The sequence below is a fragment of the Lysobacter capsici genome, from assembly GCF_018732085.1.
Taxonomy (GTDB): domain Bacteria; phylum Pseudomonadota; class Gammaproteobacteria; order Xanthomonadales; family Xanthomonadaceae; genus Lysobacter; species Lysobacter capsici_A.
Window position 1 is genome coordinate 713,489 of record NZ_CP076103.1, and the last position, 21,942, is coordinate 735,430.

18 protein-coding genes are annotated in these 21,942 nt (G+C 67.4%); 2 read left to right on the plus strand and 16 right to left on the minus strand.

Annotation, left to right across the window (positions count from 1 at the left end; all coding sequences use genetic code 11):
• Nucleotides 1–134: 134 nt before the first annotated feature.
• Entirely contained in the window at nt 135–347 is a 213-nt protein-coding gene (locus KME82_RS02910) for a hypothetical protein (RefSeq protein ID WP_056115669.1), read from the minus strand.
• Between the two features lie 247 nt (nt 348–594).
• Here KME82_RS02910 and KME82_RS02915 point away from each other — a divergent pair, with 247 nt between their 5' ends.
• Both KME82_RS02915 and KME82_RS02920 read left to right on the plus strand, forming a co-directional pair.
• Nucleotides 595–1,215 carry a ParB-like protein gene (locus KME82_RS02915; protein ID WP_215497200.1) on the plus strand — a complete coding sequence of 207 codons (621 nt, stop codon included), beginning with the start codon at nt 595–597 and terminating at the stop codon, nt 1,213–1,215.
• A complete protein-coding gene (locus KME82_RS02920) occupies nt 1,212–2,876 on the plus strand; it encodes a SulP family inorganic anion transporter (protein WP_215497201.1) in 1,665 nt (554 codons plus the stop codon). Before KME82_RS02915 ends, KME82_RS02920 begins: the two co-directional genes overlap by 4 nt.
• Nucleotides 2,877–2,920: 44 nt before the next feature.
• Here KME82_RS02920 and KME82_RS02925 read toward each other — a convergent pair whose 3' ends face one another.
• The 15 genes from KME82_RS02925 to KME82_RS02995 form a co-directional block, all read right to left on the minus strand.
• The gene (locus tag KME82_RS02925) at nt 2,921–4,945 is read right to left on the minus strand and encodes a M13 family metallopeptidase (protein WP_215497202.1); all 2,025 of its coding nucleotides are present in this window, start codon (nt 4,943–4,945) and stop codon (nt 2,921–2,923) included.
• 183 nt (nt 4,946–5,128) lie between these two features.
• On the minus strand, nt 5,129–7,969 hold the full coding sequence (locus KME82_RS02930) for a type 2 lanthipeptide synthetase LanM family protein (RefSeq protein WP_215497203.1): 2,841 nt from the start codon (nt 7,967–7,969) through the stop codon (nt 5,129–5,131).
• 153 nt (nt 7,970–8,122) lie between these two features.
• A complete protein-coding gene (locus KME82_RS02935) occupies nt 8,123–8,332 on the minus strand; it encodes a DUF6229 family protein (RefSeq protein ID WP_215497204.1) in 210 nt (69 codons plus the stop codon).
• 439 nt (nt 8,333–8,771) lie between these two features.
• Nucleotides 8,772–9,011, minus strand: coding sequence for a hypothetical protein (locus tag KME82_RS02940; RefSeq protein WP_215497205.1), 240 nt, complete (start codon nt 9,009–9,011; stop codon nt 8,772–8,774).
• Between the two features lie 217 nt (nt 9,012–9,228).
• Nucleotides 9,229–10,182, minus strand: coding sequence for a hypothetical protein (locus KME82_RS02945; protein ID WP_215497206.1), 954 nt, complete (start codon nt 10,180–10,182; stop codon nt 9,229–9,231).
• Between the two features lie 52 nt (nt 10,183–10,234).
• On the minus strand, nt 10,235–11,230 hold the full coding sequence (locus KME82_RS02950) for a hypothetical protein (RefSeq protein ID WP_215497207.1): 996 nt from the start codon (nt 11,228–11,230) through the stop codon (nt 10,235–10,237).
• An 82-nt stretch (nt 11,231–11,312) separates the two neighbouring features.
• Nucleotides 11,313–12,227, minus strand: a complete 915-nt coding sequence (locus tag KME82_RS02955) for a hypothetical protein (RefSeq protein ID WP_215497208.1) — start codon at nt 12,225–12,227, stop codon at nt 11,313–11,315.
• 315 nt (nt 12,228–12,542) lie between these two features.
• A complete protein-coding gene (locus KME82_RS02960; protein ID WP_215497209.1) occupies nt 12,543–13,115 on the minus strand; it encodes a hypothetical protein in 573 nt (190 codons plus the stop codon).
• A 177-nt stretch (nt 13,116–13,292) separates the two neighbouring features.
• A complete protein-coding gene (locus KME82_RS02965) occupies nt 13,293–16,706 on the minus strand; it encodes a TonB-dependent receptor domain-containing protein (RefSeq protein WP_215497210.1) in 3,414 nt (1,137 codons plus the stop codon).
• Between the two features lie 418 nt (nt 16,707–17,124).
• The gene (locus tag KME82_RS02970) at nt 17,125–18,204 is read right to left on the minus strand and encodes a FecR family protein (protein ID WP_215497211.1); all 1,080 of its coding nucleotides are present in this window, start codon (nt 18,202–18,204) and stop codon (nt 17,125–17,127) included.
• 139 nt (nt 18,205–18,343) lie between these two features.
• Nucleotides 18,344–18,916 (minus strand): RNA polymerase sigma factor, encoded by a 573-nt coding sequence (locus KME82_RS02975; RefSeq protein ID WP_215497212.1) that lies wholly within the window; start codon nt 18,914–18,916, stop codon nt 18,344–18,346.
• 198 nt (nt 18,917–19,114) lie between these two features.
• On the minus strand, nt 19,115–19,921 hold the full coding sequence (locus KME82_RS02980) for a TetR/AcrR family transcriptional regulator (protein ID WP_252255603.1): 807 nt from the start codon (nt 19,919–19,921) through the stop codon (nt 19,115–19,117).
• 299 nt (nt 19,922–20,220) lie between these two features.
• Nucleotides 20,221–20,829: a DUF1294 domain-containing protein gene (locus tag KME82_RS02985; RefSeq protein WP_215497213.1), complete on the minus strand. Its 609-nt coding sequence runs from the start codon at nt 20,827–20,829 to the stop codon at nt 20,221–20,223.
• Nucleotides 20,830–21,124: 295 nt separating this feature from the next.
• The gene (locus tag KME82_RS02990) at nt 21,125–21,346 is read right to left on the minus strand and encodes a helix-turn-helix transcriptional regulator (protein WP_252255604.1); all 222 of its coding nucleotides are present in this window, start codon (nt 21,344–21,346) and stop codon (nt 21,125–21,127) included.
• Entirely contained in the window at nt 21,346–21,768 is a 423-nt protein-coding gene (locus KME82_RS02995) for a hypothetical protein (protein WP_215499223.1), read from the minus strand. Before KME82_RS02995 ends, KME82_RS02990 begins: the two co-directional genes overlap by 1 nt.
• Nucleotides 21,769–21,942: the final 174 nt, after the last annotated feature.

Sequence of the window (21,942 nt, forward strand, 5' to 3'; positions counted from 1 at the left end):
GGCGGCTTGCGCTTCACGGATGGTCGGGCGTTTCAAACCACGCCGTCCATGCGCTTCGAGCGCTGACTATCGACAGGGCTGTGCCTCACGGCCCGCGCGAGGCAATCGCGCGCGCCCTGGCTGCCCATGCAGGGTCACTCGTCCTCGCCTTCCTCTTCCTCTTCTTCATCCTCGTCTTCTTCGTCCTCATCCTCGTACTGCTGGCCCAGCGAGTAGCGAATCCACGGTTCGCCTTCGGTGTGCTTGCCGGTGGCGATGGCGATGAGCACCCAGCCTTCGTCCAGCAACCGATTGACGTCCTGCACGCTGTCGGTCTCCTGGACCGTTCCGATCGTTTCCAAATCCACGGTGAGTGTTTCCTTGAGGGCGGCCGACAAGAATAAATCACGCGTGTGTCGCGGGTAAGCGCACGGCCGCGGTCCGCATCCGCGGGTTCACCCGCCGATGCTCCAATAGTGCGTCCGGACGGATGCGTCCGGCCTCGTTGCGCCCGGCGCCCGAATGCATGGTTCCCGGCCCGCGTCCGGGCTACGCTGGCGGGGATTCGCGCCTGCCCGATCCGACGATGCCCTTGCGCCGCCCCGGAGTCCGCTCATGTCCCAGCACGGTCCGCGTCACCCCATCCTGTCGGTCGCGCCCGAGCGCCTGCATCCGACCCAGCTCACCGTCGGCCGTGCCGAGGTCGCCGCCAAGCGCGCGCAATGGCATGCGCTCGGCGCCAAGAAACGCAAGGCCCTGATCGCGTCGCACTGGTTTCCCGGCGTGCTGGGGCCGCAGGGCGCGGTGTATATCGTCGATCACCATCATTTCGGCCTGGCGATGCTGCTGGAGGGCGTCGAGCGGGTGCCGGTGATCGTGCAGCGCGATTTCTCCTGGCTCGCGCCGGACACGTTCTGGCGGACCATGGAATTCAACCGCTGGGCGCACCCTTACGACGATCGCGGACAGCGCACCGATTACGCCGCGATCCCGTCGCGCCTGAGCGAGTTGCGCGACGATCCGTACCGCACCCTCGCCGCGCGCGTGCGCGAGGCCGGCGGCTGCGCGAAGGACGCGACGCCGTACGCGGAATTCCTGTGGGCCGATTTCTTCCGCGCGCGGCTCAAGCCGGCCGCGGTCGCCAAGGGCGGCGACAAGCTGTTGCAGCGCGCCTTGCTGCTCGCGCACGGACACGACGCCGGCTACCTGCCCGGCTGGAGCGGCCTGATCGAATGAGCGCGCTCGCCGTTCCCGCAAGCGCAGGCTCGCGCTGGACCGATCTGCTGGCCGGCCTGGCGATCGCGGGGCTGTTGTTGCCCGAGGCGGTGGCGTACTCCAGCATCGCCGGCCTGCCCGCGCAGACCGGCGTGTTCGCCTTGTTCGCAGGATTGGTCTGCTACGGCCTGATCGGACGCAGCCGATTCGCGATCGTGTCGGCGACCTCGTCGTCCGCGGCGGTGCTGGCCGCGGCGACCCTCGCCACCGCCGGTAGCGACGCGGCCGCGCGCGCGGCGATCGCGGTGTTCCTCACCCTGGCGACCGGCGCGTGTTTTCTGCTCGCCAGCGCGGCGCGGCTCGGCGGCCTGTCGCAGATGATCGCGCGGCCGGTGCTGCGCGGCTTCACCTTCGGCCTGGCCTGCGTGATCGTGGTGAAGCAGTTGCCGACCCTGCTGGGGCTGCACGCGCAACACGGCGACGTCCTGCCGTTGTTGCTGGAAGTGCTGCGGCGCATCGGCGAATGGCAGCCGGCCAGCCTGTTGACCGGCGCGGCCGCGCTGCTGCTGTTGTTCGTCGGCGAGCGCAGGCCGCGCATTCCCGGCAGCCTGATCGTCATCGTGCTCGGCATCGCCGCGTCCGCGTGGCTGGCGGGGCAGGGCGTGGCCGTGACCGGCACGATCGCGATGGCCCCGCAATGGGCGCTGCCGGGCTGGCCGACGCGCGAGCAATGGTTGCCCAGCCTCGAACTGGCGATCGCCTTGACCCTGATCCTCTACGCCGAGTCCTACGGCGCGATCCGCGCCTTCGCGCTCAAGCACGGCGACGGCGTGCAGGCCAACCGCGACCTGTTCGCGCTCGGTGTGGCGAACGTGGTGTCGGGTGTGTTGCACGGCCTGCCGGTCGGCGCCGGCTACTCGGCGACCTCGGCCAACGAAGCGGCGGGCGCGCGTTCGCGTCTGGCCGGCCTGGTCGCGGCGCTCGTGGTGTTGCTGATGGTGGCGTTCGCGTTGCCGTGGATCGAGCGCATTCCGCAGCCGGTGCTGGCGGCGATCGTGATCCATGCGGTCGGAAAGTCGTTGCGTCCGGCGGTATTCGCGCCGTACCTGCGCTGGCATCGCGATCGCCTGATCGCGTTCGCCGCGGTGGCGGCGGTGCTGGCGCTGGGCATTCTCAACGGCTTGCTGGCGGCCATCGCGATCAGTGTGCTGATGCTGTTGCGCAAGCTCGCGCGGCCGCGCCTGAGCGTGCTCGGAAAACTCGCCGGCGGCCACGATTTCGTCGATATCGCCCTGCATCCGCAGGCGTTGCCAGCGCCCGGCGTGCTGGTGCTGCGTCCCGAACAGCCGCTGTTCTTCGCCAACGCCGAACCGATCCTGGCGCTGGCGCGGCAACAGGTGGAACGGCACCCGGACGCGCATCGGCTGGTGTTGAGCCTGGAGCTGTCGCCGGACCTCGACAGCACCTCGCTGGAGGCACTCAGCGATTTCGATGCGTGGCTCAAGGCGCGCGGCGTCGCACTGACCCTGGCGCGGTTGAAGGACGGCGTGCGCAGCGTGTTGCTGCGCGCGAAGCTGTCCGGCGAAGCGGCCTCGGCGCTGGATTACTGGAGCGTGGACGATGCGGTCAACGCCGCGCCGTCCGCGCGCGATGACGGCAAGGACGATCGCGACAAGGGCTAGGCCGGCCCATCACGGCCGGATGAGCCGTCGCCGCCCGGCGAGCGTCACCACACCGAGGCGCGGCGTTCGGGCGCGACGAACAGTTTCGCGTCGGCCTTCACCTCGAACGCGTCGTACCAGGCCTGCAGATTGCGCACCACGCCATTGACCCGATAGCGCGAGGGCGAGTGATAACCGCGTTCGATGTCGGCCCGCAGCGAATCGTCCGTGTCGAGCGAGCGCCACAACTGCGCCCAGCCCAGGAAGAAGCGCTGTTCGCCATTGAACCCGTCGCGCACGGCGCGTGTGTCGATGCCGCGCGCCGCCGCATACAGGCGATACGCGTCCAGCGCCACGGTGACGCCGACCAGGTCGGCGAGGTTCTCGCCGAGGCTGCGGCGGCCGTCCAGATGCGCGCCGGGCAGCGGCGCATACGCGGAGTACTGCGTCACCAGCACGTCGGTCTTCGCCTCGAACGCAGCGCGCGCGGGCGGCGACCACCAGTCGCGCAGATTGCCTTCGTCGTCGAAGCGCGAGCCCTGATCGTCGAAGCCGTGCGCCATCTCGTGACCGAGCACCGCGCCGATCGCGCCGAAGTTCACCGCGCTGTCGGCGCTGGCGCTGAAGGCCGGCGCTTGCAGCAGTCCGGCCGGAAACGTCACCGCGTTGAGTTGCGGACTAAAGCTGCCGTCGACCGACTGCGGCGGCAGATGCCAGCGATACGGTCGCTTGGGGTCGCGCAGGTACAGCGCATCGAGTTCGATCTGCGCGGCCTTGAGGCGATGGATGTTGCCGATCGGATCGCCCGGCAGGATCTCGACCTCGGCGTAGTCGCGCAGGTCGTCGGGATAGCCCAGGCGCAGACTCATCCGGTCGATCTTCGCCAGCGCGCTCGCGCGCGTCGCCGGGTCCAGCCAGTCCGCCTTGGCGATGCGCGCGCGGAACGCCTGCTTCATGAAGGGCGCCATCGCTTCGACCGCGGCGCGGTCGGCCGGCTTGAAGAACTGTTCGACGTAGCGCGCGCCGACCAGTTCCGGCAGGTTCTGGCTGACGAACTGGGTGCCGCGTTCGGCGCGCGAGCGGCGGGTCTTCTGCCCGGCCAAGGTGGTGCCGTAGAACTGGAAGCTCGCGTCCTGGAACGCGGTCGGGAGCAGGTGCGCGTGGTTGTGGACCCAATGGAAGGCCAGGTACGAGCGCCAGGTGTCCACGGGGGTTGCGGCGAAGATCGCCGCGCTGTCGCGGATGGCGGTGTCGGTGTTGAGCACCACGGTGTCAACCGACGGATAGCCGCTGGCGGCGATGAACGCCTGCCAGGGGAAACCCGGCGCGTACTTCGACAACTCGTCGAACGGCATCGGGTGGTAGTTCAATTTGCGGTCGCGCAGTTGCTGCGCATTCCATTGGACCTTGGCGAGCCTGGCTTCCAAGGCCAGGATCGCCGCGGCGCGCGCCGGTCCGTCGGCGATGCCGACGCGGGCGAAGGTCTGCGCGATGTAATCGAGGTAGGCCGCGCGCTGACCGGCGTACTGGTCGTTGCCCGTATCGTAGTGGCCCGGGTTCGGCAGACCGACGATGCGGCCGTTCGCGGTCTGCTGGTCCAGGTGCAGCAGGCTGCGGCGGGTATTGCCGGCATCCAGGAACACGTAGCAGCCCACGATGGTGTGCGATAGCGGGTGGGCCATGCGTTGCGCGACCTGGGCGTGGTCGGCGATGGCGAGGATCGCATCCAGGTCGGCGCGGATCGGCGCGAGGCCGGCGCGGTCGATCGCCGCGACGTCCGCGTAGCTGGTGTACAGGTCGGCGAGCTTGTCGCCGCGCGCGGGTTGCGCGGCGGCGGACTCGATGATGGTCTTGATGCGCGCCTCGGTGCGCAGGAACATCGCGTTCAATTCGCCGTACTGTGCATAGCCCGCGGGCCGCTCGGCGGTGTCGATCCAGCCTTGGTTGACGTACTGGAAGAAATCGTCGCCGGGTCGCAGCGTGTGGCTGATATGGCCCAGGTCGATGCCCCAGTCGGCGACGGGCGTCGGCGCGGCGGCAGCGAACGCATGCCGGGTCGCCGCGGCCAGGGGCAGCAGCGCCAGTCCCACGCAGACCCGTCGGCGGTCGAGGCGGGGGCCCGGCTGTGGTTCCCGATCGCGCATGCATGCCTTCCTCGTGACTACAGATGTAGTCACGTTAGCATGGCGCACGCTCTTTGCAACGAACACAGGCCGGGCCGGGGCCGGCGTGTCCGCCGGCCGCCTGGATCGTCGCCGTCGCCTTGCCGCCGCTCAGGCCATCGACACCCGCCGCTCCAACAGCAGCGGCGAGGCCAGTCCCGATTGCGGGTGCATGCGGTTCAAGCCATGGATCGCGCCGGACAGGCCGGTCATCAGGCCGGGCGTGAACGCGGCGCGGGTCAGGCCGCCGACCATGCCGCGATGTTCCTCGATCGAGGAGACGATCTGCGCGGTGGCTTCGTCGGGATCGGTCGCGCATTGCTGCGGATCGAGCGCGGCGGCGGTGACCAGCAATTCGCGCAGCGACATATCGCCGTGGCACAGGGTATGGCTGGTGCCCCATTGATCGCGCACGGCGACGACCGCGCGACGCATCGTCAACAGATGGCGCGGGCTGCGGGTGCGCGCGTACAGGTCGCAGGCGCTCAGGCCGATGCCCACGCTGCCGTGGCACCAGGTCGGGAAGTTGACGCTGCCGTCGAGCTCGCGCGAATCGAACCAGTTGCGCAGGGTTTCGTCGTAGCACGATTCCTGGAAGGCGAAGCCGGCATCGGACAGCGCGCTCCAGCGCGCGCGTTGCTGCGCATCGCCGGCGCCGGCCAGGACCAGTCGCGCCAGCGCCCAGGCGATGCCGGTGGCGCCATGGGAAAAGCCGTTCGACGGTTCCGGCGATCCGGTGGTCGGCCAGCGTGCGCCGCGTTCGTCGACGATCGCGCCGGCTTCCAGCCGCTGCGCCGCGCGCGTGGCCAGCGCGGTCCAACGCGCGTCGCCGGTGGCCTCGGCCAGTCCCAGCAGCGGCACGATGGCGCCGGCGGCGCCGTCGATGATGTCGAAGTGGTCGTCGTCGTCGAAGCCGCGCCGTTCGAGCGCCTGCGCGCTCGCGACCGCGTGCGGCAGCAGTTCCGGCCGCCGCAGCAGATCGTGCAGGGTCAGCCAGGTCCACACCTGCGAGGCGTAACCGGTGAAGCCGCCGACTTTGTCGGGCACGTCGATCGCTTCCATCGCGATCTGGCTTTGCAGCGCGCCCTCCAGCGCCTGCTCGACCCCGTCCACCGGATCGGCGCGGCCGTGTTCGACCTCGTGCTGATAGCCGGCCAGCACCACCGCGACGCCGCCGAGCCCGAAGTACAGGTCGGCGCGCACCGGCTGCACCAGCCAGCCGCTCTGGGTGATCTCCGGGGTGATCCAGGTGGTGGAGCCGTCGTCGCCGCGCACCGCCAGCCGCAGCAAGCGCGCGATCGCCTCGGCCGCGACCTTGCGCCGGCGCGTCTCGAGCTGATCGCGATGCGGATGACGGGCGACGTAGCGATGGCCGCTGCGTTCTTCTTCGCGATCGCGGATGCGCTGGTTGAGGTCGGTGGCGACCAGCGCGCTGCGGATCGTCAGTTCTTCCAGATCGCTGCGCATGCCGCGCCAGTCGACCAGCACGCCGTCGATGCGGTCCGCGCTCAGCGGCTCGACGAAGATCGGCACGTCGCCGTAGCGCAGCGCGTCGATCTCGGCGAGGATATCGATCTGGCTGGAACGTTCGTTGGGCGCCATGATCGCGTTGCGTTCGAACAGGTCGCGCGCGCGTTCGATCGCCTCGGCTTCCTTGTGCAGCGACGCTGGGTGCCACAGCATGCGCCCGACTTCCACGTAGGCGCGGGTGGTGCGGCGGATGTCGCGCACCTTGCAGCCTTCGAAACCGGCGAGCAGCGGCGCGAGTTCGCCGGCCTGGTCGAGCCGGCGCAGGCGCGCGGTGCTGGCGAGGAAGCCCTCGCTGATTTCGTCCCAGTAACGCGACACGTCCGGACGCGGGCTCGGGTGGTTCTGGGCGACGTCGACATCGATCTCGACGACTTTCAATCGCGCCTGGGTCGTGCCTTCGTCGACGATGGTCGGCGCGCGCACTTTGGGCTGTTGATCGGGCAGCGCGCCGGCGGCGGACATGTCGACGCCTTCGAAGCCGAGCGCGCGGGTGCGGAACGGCACGATGCCGGTACGCAGCACCGAATTGCGGATCAGCGACTGGGCGAAATCGAAGGCCTGGCCGTAAGGCGTGGGCGCCGCGGGCGGCACGATCTCGAACAGGCTTTCCACGTCGATCACCACCGGCACCGGGCCGACCGCGATCAGGTTTTCCAGATGGATGTCGGTGCCGCCGAGCAGGCGCAGCACCGCGAGCCAATGGCCCAGGCCGCGATAGAACGTGCGCAGCTCCTCGTCGTTGTCGCAGTAACGATGCTTGGCGAACGCGGCCCAGCCGTAGCGGTCGCGGTCGAGCACCGCGGGCACGTAGACGCGATGGGGCTCGTCGCCGAACACCTGCGCGAGGAAATGTTCGAGCGCGGCGTCCACGCGCAACGAGCGCGGTTTATACATGATCGCACCGCCGTGCACCGACAGCTTGGCGACGGTCTGGCCGCCGTCGTGCAGGTCGCCCTGGCCGAGCGAGAATCCGGTGAGTTCTCCGGCCGGGCCGCCGAGCAGCGGCGCGAGCAGGTCGCGGTCGGCGACGAAGCGCTCGACCAGCCGTTCGATCGCCTGGCGTTGCTGCTCGAGCGCGCGCTGCAATCGCGCGCGCAGCGGCGGGTAGCGGCGGTCGAGGTGGTCGGTGAACGCAGGCAGCAGGCAGTGCTCGACGAACTGGGCAAACTGGCCGGCGTCGTCGTGCGCGGTGAGCTCGCCCGCGCGTCGGGCCGCGTGCAGTTCCAGCAGCAGCACGCGATTGAGTTTGAGCCGGGTGTTGTTGTACAGCGCCTCGTCGGCGGCGGCCTGGATCAGTGCGGTCTCGGCGGGCGACAGCTGCGTCGACAACGTCGCCAGGCGTGCGGTGAAGGTGGCGCGCGCGGGCGCGGCGAAATGATCGATGATGCGGGCGAACGCATCGGTTGAAACCGTTTCGCTCATCGGAGCTGCGAATCCTTGCGGTGGGACGGAACCGCCCGCGTCGCGCGGGCGATCATCGGCGGGACGTCATTGCGGGCACGTCTTCGATCACAGTGTCATCGACAAGAACGCGCAGCCGTGCGCGAGGCCCGGCTGCGCGCGGTTACGGACAACTCAGCAGCAAGCGCAACCGCCGCCGAAGCTGCAGGTGGTCTTGCCGAGGGTGCCGCACGCGCCGAGCGTGGCGCGCATGTCGGTGCTGCCGAGCGCCGCTTCGGCTACGGCCTGACCTTCGATGTAGAGCGAACCGGCCGGGTTGTCCTGGCCGTCGATGCTGTCGGAACCATTGAGCCAGCCGGAAACGACGTCGTCATTGTTCTGCATTGCCCTATCTCCTTTTTGGGGTTCATTTAGAAGCGCGAATTCGGACAAGCCCTCTCCGGCCTGCGAGTCGAACCGTTCCGAATGTGGCGTATCAACGCGTGCGGCGCCTGCATCCGGCCAAGCTTTGCGAGTGTCGGCAAGATGCGTTGTGGCACCGCACGGCTACGCTGCGCGCGAAGCGCAATGTGCGTCAACTGTTATTTTGGTTGTGCGTTGCAGCACGTGCTGCGCGAGCGAAACAAACTGTGATTGGCGTCGTAGGTGAACGCGACGCAGGTTGGCTGAACAGGCGAAAGCCGTTGCGCGAGGATTTCAGTCGCCGAACGCGAGGCGACGCATGCGGCGCGTGCCGAGGTCGACGCGGGTTTCGGCCGCTGGGTCCAATGACTGCCGGCAGGGCGAGTGCTCTGCCGGCGTGGATCGCGTCATCGGACGTCGGTTACGGCACCGGACCGTAGTAAGCGTCGATCAAGGTCAGATACCCGTACACGCTGTGATCCACGGTGGGGGCGCAGCGCGATCGCGACAGGAACTCGTATACCCCGCTGTTATCGGACTGATAGATGCAGTGCCAGTACGATGCGGGAAATGCGGCGACTCGATCGTTCGTTCCGTCGGCGAGCGCCGCGCCCGAGAAGCACAGCGCCATCAGCACCGCTGCGCACGATAATCTGTTCATTGGCGAATTCCTTTTTCAGGTGGGATGCCGGACGGCCTGTCCGGTCCGCCCACCCTAGACAGGCATCGGCGTCTACGCCATCGGGTTTTTTCGCTTGATGGACGCAGTGCGCGTTGGGCGACGACATTGCGTCGCAAATCGGCCGCCGATCACATCGATGAATCCGGGTGTTCGCCGCAGCCGCGTCATCGACTGGGCAACGTCGCCGACATGGCGCTCAAAACTCGCAGGCGTCCCAACCCGGTGGCGTGGTGTTGGTCGAAGGGCCGCGAAAGTCGCGCAGCTTCGTCTGCGCCCAGTCGTCGGCGTCGGCGCGTTGCGCCGGGCTCAGGTTCGCCGCGATGGCGGCCAGTTGCTGGTCGAGCTGGGCGATGCGGTGTTGTTCCGCGCCCAGCCGATACAGCTTGAGGTAGCGGTAGTGCTGCGCCGGATCGGTGCCGACCACGCCGGCGAGCAGGCCTTGCGCGCCCGGTTCGTAGGCCTTCTGCAGCAGGTCGACGACTCGCCAGTCGCCCTTGGCCAGGCCGGCGTCGATCATCGAGGTCGCGGCGGCGCGGTAGTTGCGGATCGAATCGGGATGCTTGAGCAGGCTGCGCGCGTCGTACAGCGGGCCGCGTTCGAGGTAGCACGCGCGCGCGCGCTCGTCGCCCAGGCGCGCGGCCTGGGCGATGTTCGGCACCAGGCTGTCGAGCATCGCGTCGTTGACGCCGTCGCACAGTTGCAGGCTGTTGCTTTCCGCCTGCCTACGCAGTTCCACCGCATCGAGCAGCATCTGGTAGGTGCGCAGCTGCGCCGGGCTCATGCCCTCGGTGGACTTGCGGGTGAGCGTGTCGGTGGCGTTCGCGTTCTTCCATTGGGTGGCGCGCAGCTGAGTGCATTGATTGAGATCGCGCAGCAGGCGTCCGGCCGCGTCGACGTCGCCGGCATTCGCGCGGGCCTGCAGCTTGGCGAAGGTGTCCTTCAACGGCGTCCCGGCGGTCGGCAATACGCCGCCTTTGATGACCTTGGGCGGGGCGTTGAAATCGGGCGTGGGTCCGGGCGCGGCGACGTCGGCGCTGTCGGTGCCGATCGGCGCGGTGGCCTGGGGCCGGCTTACCTGCGTGCGTCCGACGAAATACGCGCCGGCCACCGCGGCGATCACGGCCGCGCCCAACAAGATCGATCGCTTCATCTGCATAAGGTCCGGTCAGCGCGGGTCGGCCCACGGTCGATCGTGGGCGAGGTCATTCGTAGGGAAACACGCAAGGGTCCCACAGCGGTCCGTCCGCGCCGATCGGCTTGCCCTGGAAATTGCGGGTGAAGGTCTGTTCGGCCCAGGCATCGGCCTGGGTGATCTGGGCGGCGCTGAGTTTCATCGACGCCGCGCGCAGGTCCTTGTCGAGTTGCGCCGGATCCGCCGCCGCGGGGTCGGACGCCGCGCCGAGGCGGAACAGCTTGAGGTAGCGATAGCGCTGGTACGCCTCCTTGCCCACCACCGCCGACAGCAGATTGGCCGCGCCGGGCTCGTAGGCGCCGCGCAGCAGATTGACCACTTGCCAGTCGCCGTTTTCGATGCCGGTGTCGATCATCTGCTGCGCGCTGCGCCGGTAGTCGCCCAGCCGCTGCGGATGATCGAGCAGGCTGGCCTGATCGTAGTTCGGGCCGCGGTCGAGGTAGCACGCGCGTGCGTAGGCGTCGCCCAGTTGCGCGGCGCGTTGCAGGTTCGGCACCAGGCTGTCGAGCATGTCGGCGCTGGCGCCGTCGCACAGCGCGCGCAGGCCGCCGAGGTTGTGTCCGCGCGATTCGACCGCGTCGAGCTGGGCGCGGTAGTTTCTGAGCTGCTGCGCAGTCATGGTGTCGACGGCCTGGCCGAGCAGTTCGTCGGAGAGTTTGGCGTTGTCGCGATCCAGGCGCTCGTAGCGGCGGCACAGGTCGAGATCGCGGGACAGCCGGGTCGCCGCGGCCGCATCGCCGGCGTTGGCGCGGGCCTGCAGGTCGGCGAACACGTATTTCAATGGTGTGCGCGGGGCCGGCAGTTTCTGCGCGGCGCCGGAGTTCGCGGCGGTCGTCGGCGCGGGTTTGGCCAGGCGGTTCGCCACTTCGGACGACGCGGCGACGGCGTCCACGCCGCCGGCCGCGGGGTCCATCGCGGGCGCGCCTTGCACGCGGCCGCCGAAATAGCCGGCGGCCGCGGCGACCGCGGCCAGCATGATCGCGGCGGCTATGTTCCGGCCGCGCATCGCGCTACGACTGCGCAGCGGTTCTCGCGAACCGCTGCGCATCCGAGATGAAACCCACTCGATGCATCGACAACCATTCCACTCAGTTTTCGCTGTCCAGTACGTAAGCCGACGAGGCGATCGACGCGTTGCCGGTCATGATCGCGGTGTTCTTGCCGGCGGCGGACGGCAGGCCGACCTTGAGGTTGACCGCGCCGGAGACCAGGGCGTCGAGGATCGGAGTGATGATCGGCAGGCCCAGCGCAATATTGCCGCAACCGCTGGCGGCCGGCACGGCGAAGGAGTTGTCGACCAGGCTGGTGTCGTCGATCTGCAGGTAGCCGATGAAGTTCGGCTCGTCCGTCCATACCACGCTGACGTTGCCCGGGCTGCCCGAGATCGGCAGGTTCGGCGGCGGCGGCGCGGTGGTGCCGGTCTGCAGCTTGATCACCACCGGGTTTTGCGGCGAGCCGATGTAGCAGCTGTTGCCGAGGAAGGGATTTTGCAGATGCACGCGAACGGCCAGGCGCGCCACGGTCGGGTCGCTGCCGTCGGTCGGCGGATACAGCGCGTTGCCGAAGTTGGTCTGCAGCGCCTGCACCGGTTCGAGCGTCGCGGTGACATCGTTGAAGGTGGCGACGAAGCCCCAGAACGCGGTCCACAGCGGGCCGGGCCAGTTGGGCGCGGGGTTCACGATGCCGAGCAGTCCGCCGGGCACCTTGGCCGGGGGCGCCGACAGGGTCGGCCCGCCGACCGCGGCGTACAGCGGCGAGGGGCCGATCGTTTCGATACCGCCCTGCAGCACGATCGGCTTGTCGATCGGCATGGTGGTGGTGCCGATCTTGAGCACGCCGGAGTTGGTGGTGTTGATCACGCAACTGCCGACCGAGGGATTGGTGTACGGGCAATACTTGAATATGGCATAGGCGCCCGAAGGCGTGCCGGCGACTGCCGTGGGCGCTTGTGCAACAACCAGCACTGCCGCGGCCAAGGCGTAATGAAGCGACGTCTTGCGCATGGTGAATTCTCCAAAATTGGGGTGGGCCGCTGCGTCTGACGACTCAGGGCGAAGGCTGCCGGATCGACGGCAGACTTGGTCTTGCTACGGCGCGCGGGGAGGCAGGCTGAGGTCGAACCGGGCGGATCGCGAACAGCTGGGGAGGAGGAGGTTCCTCCCCAGCATCAAGTCCTTTTGTGCGAGAAATCCTTTCGCGCTAGCTCCAGGCAACGGCCGCTCTGGCGGGGTTCGGCGATGTCCACCTTTCACGCATGCAAGCCGGTGGCACCGTCGGCCAGTGGCCGCTGCAACGATCCGCTGTTACCGCGGATGGGATTACGGGACCACGCGCACCGCGGGGTTGGCCACCAGCGCGTTGGGCGCGGCGTTGGTGCGGGTCTGCACCGCGCACGGGCCCAGGGTCGACTTGAACACGAAGCGGTTGGCCGAATCGAGCACGCCGGTGACGGTGCCGGTGCCGGTGGAGCTCGGGCAGTACACGTTCAACGCCGGCGGCAGATAGATGCGCACGCCGCTGATCGACACGTTGTACAGCGACGGGGTCAGCGTCGGCGCGCCGGTGAACGGCGGATTGGCGCCGGTGTAGGGCGTGGGCGCGGACATCGGCCACGGGGTGTAGGCGATGATGCCGGTGCAGGTCGACGAGCCGGTGAAGGTGGCGCTGGTCACGGTGGCGACGCCGCCGGTGATCGAGACGGCGAAGTTGGCGTCGCACGGCGCCGGATTGCCCAGGTACGAAGCGGTGGTCGGGCCGGTGAAGTTGGTGGTGCCGGTGCTGACCCAGGCCGAACCGTTCCATACTTCGAACGAAGCCGCGCTGGCCGAGGTGGCGCCGAAAATGGCCACCGCCGATGCGAGGGTGAGCAGTGAAGTCTTGAATTTCGACATTGCGTTGTTCTCCTGTGAGGCGTCGATGTTTAGGGACACGGGCGTGTCCACACGTGCTGTCACGGAATGAAGCGGGCGCCGTGGCTGCGCTGCCCGACGGCTACGGTGAGCGGTCCGTAGCCGTCGGGCGACCTAGTCGTCGCACCGCCGATGACGCGGCGGGGCGACGATGCGAACTCAGAAAAAGCCCTTGCGCACCGACAAGCCGATGATGCGCGGGTCCTGGATGAACACGTTGCTGCTCAGGCCGGTGTCGTCGCTGTTGACGAAGGTGCCGGTGATCGCCTTGCCGCCCAGCGCGTTCTTGACGTACAGCTGCACCGCCAGATCGCTTTCGATCCGGGTCCAGGTCAACGACAGGTTGACGTTGCCCCAGTCGTGCAGGCGGTCGATCTTGTCCTGGTAGATGCGCGCCCAGCTCGGACCCTGGTAGTACAGGTCCGCGCGCGCGGTGAAGTCGCCGTGCGCGGTCATGAAGGTGTACTGCGGGCTCAGGCTGACGGTGATGTGCGGTGCGTTGGGCAGTTCGTTGCCGCCGACGTTCTTGGCGAAGCCCGCGCCGCCGTTGGGCGCGTCGGTGGCCGGGTCGTAGGTGAAGCCGTACGCGCCGTCGTACGGACCGCCGGGCGAGAAGCCGGCGCCGGCCAGCGGCAGGTTGGTCGAGCAGAAGCTGTTGAGGATGCTGGTGGCGTTGTTGAACGGCGGATCCTGCGGATAGGTTCCGGCCAGAACCGCTTCGACGTACTCCTTCGGCGCGATGCAGTTGGACGCCAGTTGCAGCCAGGGCTTGATCACCATCCAGTCCGAGTTGCCGGCGGTGCGGTCCATCACGTCGATCGAGTACTGGTTCGAGCCGATCCGGGTGCGCAACAGGCCGACGTTGCCGCTGAGCTGGAACGCATCGGTCGGACGCCACACCGCTTCGAGTTCGGCGCCCCAGGTCTTGGCGTTGAAGTTCTCGTTGAAGGTGGAGCGGTCCTGGATCTGCGAGACCTGGTAGTCCTTGTAGTCGTTGTAAAACAAGGTGCCGTTGAGGATGAACTTGCCGCCGGCCATCACGTTCTTCATGCCGACTTCGATCGCGTTGACGAACTCGGGCTTGAACTCCGCGCTGCGCTGCTGAAAGCTCAGCGCTTCGGGGTTGGCGCCGATCGCCGGCGAGTTGGTGCCGCCGGCCTTGTAGCCGCGCGACAACGAGGCATAGAACATGGTGCTGTCGGTGAACGACAGGTTCGGCGACCAGTCCAGCACCAGGCGGCCGGTGGGCTCGTTCCAGGTCTGGGTGATCTTCGGCAGCGCCGGATAGCCGTAGCCGACATAGCCGCCGAAGAACTGCGGAACGCCGGTGGTGCCGGTCGAATCGGCGAGCAGGGTCTGGCTGGGATACGGCGTGGTGATCTTGCGGTCGTTGGTGAAACGCACGCCCGCGGTCAGGCGCACCGTGTCGCTGAGCTTCCAGTAGCCCTCGCCGAAGATCGCGGCCGAACGGGTTTCGGCGACGTTGCGGCTGCGGAAGTAGTTGTGGCCCTGGCCGTTGATCGAGCCCAGCGGATTGGGATCGATGTAGACGCAGGGGATCATGTCGCCCGAGACCGGATCCAGCCGCGTCGCGCTGCCGGCGGGGCAGGCGCCGGGTGCGTTGCCCGCGCCGTTGCCGTTGAAGAACAGATCGGCCAGCGCGGTGAACGCGTTGCTGAAGACGTAATAGCTTTCGTCGACCTTGTACTCGAGGTAGTTCGCGCCGAGGCTGAAGTTGAAGGCGCCGTCGAACGAGGACTGCAGGCGGAACTCCTGCGACCACTGGCGGCTGTCGGAATCGACCAGGTCGGCGATCAGTAACCGGTCCGAGCAACCCAACTGCGGGTCGCAGTAGGTGCCGTTGGGCAGGGCGTTGAACGCCGGCTCCACGCCGTCGGGCCCGAACCGCGACACCCCGGTGGAAGTGTTGGCGAAGATCGGCTGCGACTGGAAGCGGCCGTAGTCCTGGGTCGAGTAGTACTGGTCGCGGGTGTAGGTCGACTGCGAGACCAGGCGCAGGTGATCGGTGAGGTCGGCCTCCAGATTGAACTGGAAGATGTCGTTCTTGGCGTTGAACTTCGGATCGTAGGTGGTCGCGATCTTGCGCAGGTCGTGCGACTGGGTCACGCCGGCATACGGGTCCAGGCCGCGCGGGATCAGCGTGGCGATGTCGAGGAAATTGCCGTCGGGATCGAGCAGGTAGCCCACGCCGGTGGTCTGCGCGCCGAGCACGAACGGAATGCTCGCGCCGTTGGGAACGCCGAACGCGCCGTTGTCGTACAGCGAGCCGTCCGAGCAGCCCTGGCTCATGTAGTTGCGGTCGATCGCCGAGACCGGGGTCGCGCCGACCTGAGTCGGGCCCGGATCGTTGTGGCACAGCTGCTTGCCGGTGCGCGCGCGGCGGTCGTCTTCCTGGAAGTGTTCCCACACCAGGCTGGCGTTGAACTTGTCGCTGGGCTTGAACGCCAGCGAAGTGCGCACCGAGAGCAGGTCGCGGTCGTTGACGTCGCGGTTGGTCACGGTGTTTTCGTCGTAGCCGTCGCGCTTGGTGTATTGCGAGGCGACGCGGAAGGCGAAGGCATCGCTCAGCGGCACGTTGACCATGCCGGTGACCCGGCGGGTGTTGTAATTGCCCAACTCGCCCTTGACGTCGGCCTCGAACGCCTCGGGGTTGGCGAGGTTGGGAATCATGTTGACCACGCCCGCGGTCGCATTGCGGCCGTACAGCGTGCCCTGCGGGCCGCGCAACACTTCGACGCGTTCCACGTCGAGGTATTCCTGTTCGAACAGGCGGTTGCGGATCATCGGCGTGCTGTTGAAGCTGACCGCCACGGCCGGGTCGGTGGTGACCGACAAAGCCTGGGTGCCGATGCCGCGGATCTGGAAGTTGTAGCTGGCGAAGTTGGTCTTGGAAAAGGTGACGTTCGGGGTCGCGGTGACCAGGTCGCCGCCGGTTTCGATCTTGCGATCGCCCAGGTCCTTGCCGCCGAAGGCGGTGATCGCGATCGGCACCTTCTGGATGTTTTCGACCTTCTTCTGCGCGGTCACCACGATGGTGTCGAGGGTCGTGGCGCTGGAGCGCTTAGTCGGGCTTGCGGTCGTCGTTTCGGCCGCCGATTGGTCTGCCTGGGCTTCTTGGGAGGGCGCCGTCGGCTGCGTTTCGGCGACCTCTTGGACGTTTCCCTGCTTCTCCCCGTCGAGCGGCTTGCCGCTCGCGCCGCCACCGCGGCTGCTGCCGTCGCTGATCAGGATCGCGCCGGAGGCGCTGGTGGCGTAGTTCAGGCCGGTGCCGGCGAGCAATTCGTCCAGCGCCTGGCGCGCGGTCTTCTCGCCGCGGACCGCTTGTCCGGTTTTCTTGCCGGTGGCGAGTTCGGGCGAGTAGAGCAATTGGGTGCCGCTTTGGCGCGCGTACTCGGACAGCGCGGTGTCGAGCTTCTGCTGCGGGATGTCGAACCTGGCGGTGCCGCCGGCGCCTTCGGCCGCGTAAGCGCTCAGGCAGGGCAGCAGCGCGAGGAACAGCACGCACGGCCTGGCCGCTTGCTTCCACGGACGTTTCGGATCTTGCACTTGCATTCGCTCTCCCCTCCGGTTTCGGGCCGTCTTTGATTGCGACCTCAGTTAGTACAGACGCGGGCGAATGCAAAACCCGAACCTGTCGATGCGACGATTTGAAATTGCATTGTTGTTGAACTCATGAGTTCATTTTTGCGCTGCAACACCGATTGTGTTCGCGCGCCATTGCAAGCAGGCATGCATGAGCGGCTCATGCGGGTGCAGGCATGCAGGTGCGGGCATGCGCGAGCGCGTCGCGGACCGGCGCGTCATGCGCGGGCGCGCGCTCAGGCGCGCTGGGTAGGTACGCGCAGCCGCGCAGGTACGCGCGTACGTTCGCGCGCGACGGCGTGTCGGTGCTTGCTTCGAAGTTGCACGCACGCGCGCGGCAGCCGATGAATCCGGCCTTGCGCCGCAGCATGCGCAGCGTGGGCGCGGCTCAGCCGCGGCTGACGGGGCGCGGCTTGAGCACGATGGTGTCGTCTTGCGCGGTGCTGCGCTCGATCGGGAAATACGCGGTCAGCGCTTCGACGAAGGTGCCGGTATCGCCGGTGTTGAACGCGCCGCTGATCTTCAGCGAGGCCAGGTGCATGTCGCTGAGCACGACTTGCCGGCTCGAATAGCGATTCATCTCGGCGATCGCGTCCTCGAGCCGCTCGTTCTCGAACACGATCTGGCCGTGGCGCCAGCTGACCACGCGCTTGACGTCGGCCGCGCGCACCTGCGGCTGGGTCTTGGCGATCGCGATGAACTGCTGGCCCGGGCGCAATTCGGCCAGCGGCGAGGCGGCGCTCGGCTTGGCCGAGGCGGCGGCGCGATCGCGGGTGACGGTCACCCGTCCTTCCAGCAGCGTCACTTCGAACGCGCGCTTGGACAGGTACACGTCGAACTCGGTGCCCAGCGCGGTCACCTGGCGTCCGGCCGCGGTCACCACGAACGGGCGAGTGTGGTCCTTGGCCACCTTGAACAGCGCCTGCCCGCGTTCGAGCGTGACCGCGCGCAGACCGGCGCGGTAATGCGCCGAGATCCGGCTGTCGGTATTGAGGGTGATCACCGAGCCGTCGTCCAAGGTCACCACCGCGCGCTGGCCGACACCGGTCTGGTAGACGTTGCCGGCCGAAGCTTCGCGGCTGTCGCCGGCGCGGTTCCAGTTCATCTGCGAACTCAGCGCCAGCACGCCGAGCAGGGCGGCGACGAACAGCGAGGCGGCGATCGACCAGCCGCGGGTGCGGCGCGAGCGGCGCACGTTGCTGTCGACCATGCGCGCCATCGTCTCGTGGCGCAGCGACTGCATTTCCGGGGTGAACGCGAGCAGCGAGGCCAGCGCGTGCGCGGCCTGGGCGCGATCGAACGCGGCGGCGTGTTCGCGCGACTGCGCGCGCCAGGCCTCGAACGCCTCGCGGGTCATCGCGCTGGTGTCGTCGCGCAGGATCTCGCTCCAGCGCGCCGCCACCTCGTACACGCCTTCGGGCGCGAGGTCCGTCGCTTCGTCACCCAACTGCGAGATTTTGCATTTCATCTGCCGTTACCTCTCCGCGAGATCGGATTGCGTTTTCCAGCGCCGCCCCGACCCGCATGCCGATCCGTGACGGACCGCTCAACCGAACCCCGTGCGGATGCACGGATTCACCTGCCGTGTGCGACGGTTCGCGCCCCGATCAGTCCCGATCCTGTGCCTTGCCCATGATGCCGCCCAATTGCGCCAGCGCCTTGGCCATGTGCTTTTCGGCCGCCCGCACCGATATCGCCATCATGACCGCAATTTCCGCATATTTCTTCTTCTCCAGCACCCGCAGCACGAACACGTCGCGGGTCCGCTCGGGCAGCGCGCGCAGCACGGCGCTGACCCGTTTTATTTCTTCCTTACCCAGTAAGACGCGCTCGGGCGAAATATCCGTAGCGGGTTGATGGATTTCCGCGTCGAAAGATTCGTGGGCCTCCTGGTTGCGGGCCCGGCGGCGCCGGCCCCAGTCGCGCAGGGTGTTGGCGGCGACCTGGAACACGTACTGCTCGACATGCTCGATCGGCCCGCCGCGGGCGCGCCGGATCAGGTGCAGGAACACTTCCTGGGTCAGGTCCTCGACCTCGGCGCTGTCCTTGACCCGCTTGGAGAAAAAGCCTCGCAGCGGCACCCGATAACGCAGCGACACGTTGTTCCATTGCTTGACGCAGTCCTCTCCGTAATCGGCTAGCGATGCGGACTCGTGCGGCCATGACGCCGGATCGGTCATTGTCTGTTCCCCATACCGCATGGAATGGCGCCGACGCTCAGGTCGGCAAGTGGACGCTATCGTCCGCCGATGTCGTCGGCTGCGACGGCGCGGCCCGATGCTGCATGCGCCCGCGCCGTGGTTTCGCCCGCGAGCGGCCTTCGCCGGTCGCGACGCGGGGCCCGGCGTTCCCCAACGCCGCACCGTATTGGTTCGCTTTCATGTCCCCACCACTTTTTCGGCCCACAACGGCAGGATCCCGCGCGGCTTGCGCGAGCCGGACGATTCGCCGTCGGCCTGGATCCTGGAATCGGCGGCCTGCGCGGCGGCGGCGGCCATCTCCATGATCTGCTCGACGCCGCGGATGTGCTCGCGATTGTCGAACGGCACGGTCAGCATCGGCGAGACGAACGCGATCAGCCGCGCCAGCATCAGCGAGTCGCTGACCGGTTCGCCCATGCACAGGGCCGAGATCAGCTCGTCCATGTCCTCGCTGGCGAGCACCCCGGACAACGCCTTGAGCGCGAAATGCAGGCGCATGCCCAACTCGTTGCGCGACAGGTGCGGCAGGGCGCGGGCGAAGGCTTCGAAGAAGCGTTCGTAGATCGGCTGGTAGTGCTCGTGCAGATAATCACGGATGAACTGCGACGGATCGCTGTAGACGCGACCGAGCAGGCGCATGAAGCCCATGCCGCCGGTGCGGTCGCGGCTGATCCGGACCGCCGGCACGAACAGCACCCCGAACACCGCCGAGGCGTCCATCGCGCGTTCGCCGTAGCGCGCCTCGCACAGCGATAGCAGCGCCAGACGTTCCTGGTTCAGGCGGTCCAGCCGCGCCGACAGCAGCTCCTGGACCAGCGCTTCCTTGCTGCCGAAGTGGTAGTTCACCGCCGCCAGATTGACCTTGGCGTGGCTGGTGATCTGGCGCAGCGACATGCCTTCGTAGCCGTGCTTGACGAACAGCAGCTCCGCCGCTTCGAGCAGACGCCCCCGGGTGTTGCCTGGGATAGGGCTGTGACTGTTCACGGCGGGTATCCGCGGAAGGTTTCAGCTCGGGCAGCCGACCGGGCGTTTCAATTCCCGGTCTGAGTAGCTGGATTGAAACGGGCGTTAGACTAATCAGATCAAATCCGCCCATGCACGCTGCAGCGCAATATCCGTGCCTGCGCGTCGGTATCAGGGCGCTTGCAGGCGCGAATCTGGGACCTGTATCGCGCTATCGGGTGCTCATCACTCGCGCACCCCATCCGGCCATGGAGGTATCCAACGAGGCATGAGGTCTGGATCAGGCCGCGCCGGGCAGCGGCGTGAGCCTGAGCGAATCGCTAGCCGCCGATCCGCCCGGCCCACTCGGCGAACATGCCGGACCTGAGAAGCCAGGCAGCGACGACGAGGTTGAGGGCGACCGTAGCCCAAAAAATCATCTGGAACGATTGCTTCGCTGTCTTGTGGCGGAACCGCTGTTGGGCGACCAGCGCTCCCGGCCATCCGCCGAGCAGGTCCGCGAGATGCAGGTTGGCTTCCGGCACGCGCTGCGCTTCGGTCTGCGCGGCGATCTTGTCGGATCGGTACATCAGATACGACACGACACTCATGGCGATGTATATCCCCACCAGCACGGCCGGCAGAAGGTCGAACGCCGCGGCCGCGACACCGGCCGACAGGATTGCCAGGCCCAGCGCCGCTCTTGGAACCCGCGAGGGCGCCCGCGGGACTTCCATTTTTTGACCGGCGTGACGAATCTGCCGGGCGTTGGTCCGTCCTCGCGCATCGACGACAGGAAAGTACGAAATCAGGTCGCCCACGAGCGGTCGACGCGAGCCGCGCTGAAACTCGTTGATATGGACGAACGCGCGAGCACCGCCGCCGGTGGGCACGACGAAGCCGAAGCCTTTGTCGTCGTTCCAGTCGGTGATCCGGCCTGCCAGTCGCATGACTGCTCCCATCAGCGGCTAACGCCTGCAGTGCGCCGCGCGGCATAGGCGATTCGGCTGGAATGAATGGTCGGACATTGATCCATGCCGGATCGAAAGTGATGGGCGGTCATTGTCGGCTGCGAACCATGGCCAGCCCTGGAGTTCTTGGAAAATTTTCTGCGCCTGTGATTCGAACGCCACGCTGTAGCGATCCAGAAGGGACGGCGCTTCTTGTTCGGTGTCTGCGAAGAAACGCCGGCTATCGAACAATCGTCGACCGTTTGCCGGCATGTCCGCACCCGCGACACCGGCCTCAATCGGACGCCGCCGCCTGCCACTGGAACACCTCGGTCAGCGGGACACCGAAGACCTGCGCGATCCGGAACGCCGCCTCCAGCGACGGCGAGTACTTGCCGGCCTCGATCGCGGCGACCGTCTGGCGGGTCAGGCCGATGCGCTGGCCCAACTGCGCCTGCGACATTTCACCGTGGTGGAAACGCAAGACCCGGATGTTGTTCGAAATCGATCCTTGCATCAGGCCTGCCTGCGATAGTTCAACACGGCGATGCCGTAGTGAACGACCTGCGAAGCGGTGATCATCGCCAGCGCGGTATTGACCAGGGTCCAGCCGCCGGTGGTGAACGGCATGATGCAGCCGACGACGATCATGCCGGCGATGAGCACGTAATACGCCCAGGTGGTCGCGCGCTGGCTGATGGCGCGATCGCGTTCGTCCGCGGGCATGCGCGCTTCCTCGGGCGAAGCGCGGCGCAGGTACAGGTGCCCGGCGCCCAGGATCAGCAACTGCACGATCGCCACCGTGGCGTACAGGCCGAGCTGGCGCAGGTTGGGCAGGGAGCCGCTCGGCGGATTGATGGCCACCATGGCGAAGTAGGGGCCGAAGGTGACGGCCAGTGCGATCAGCGACAACCAGGCGGTTTTCTCTCGGTGCGACACGTGGGCGTCCTCGGTTCAAGGTAGGATGAATGTAAAAAATACTTTACATGGTGTCAAGTAATATTTGCATCATGCCGAGGCGATCGGTCTGGATGGACTGCGCCGCCCGCCGCCCGGGCGAGTGCGCGTTCGTGGCGGCGAGGGATGACTTACTTATATGTCTGCCGCAGTTGC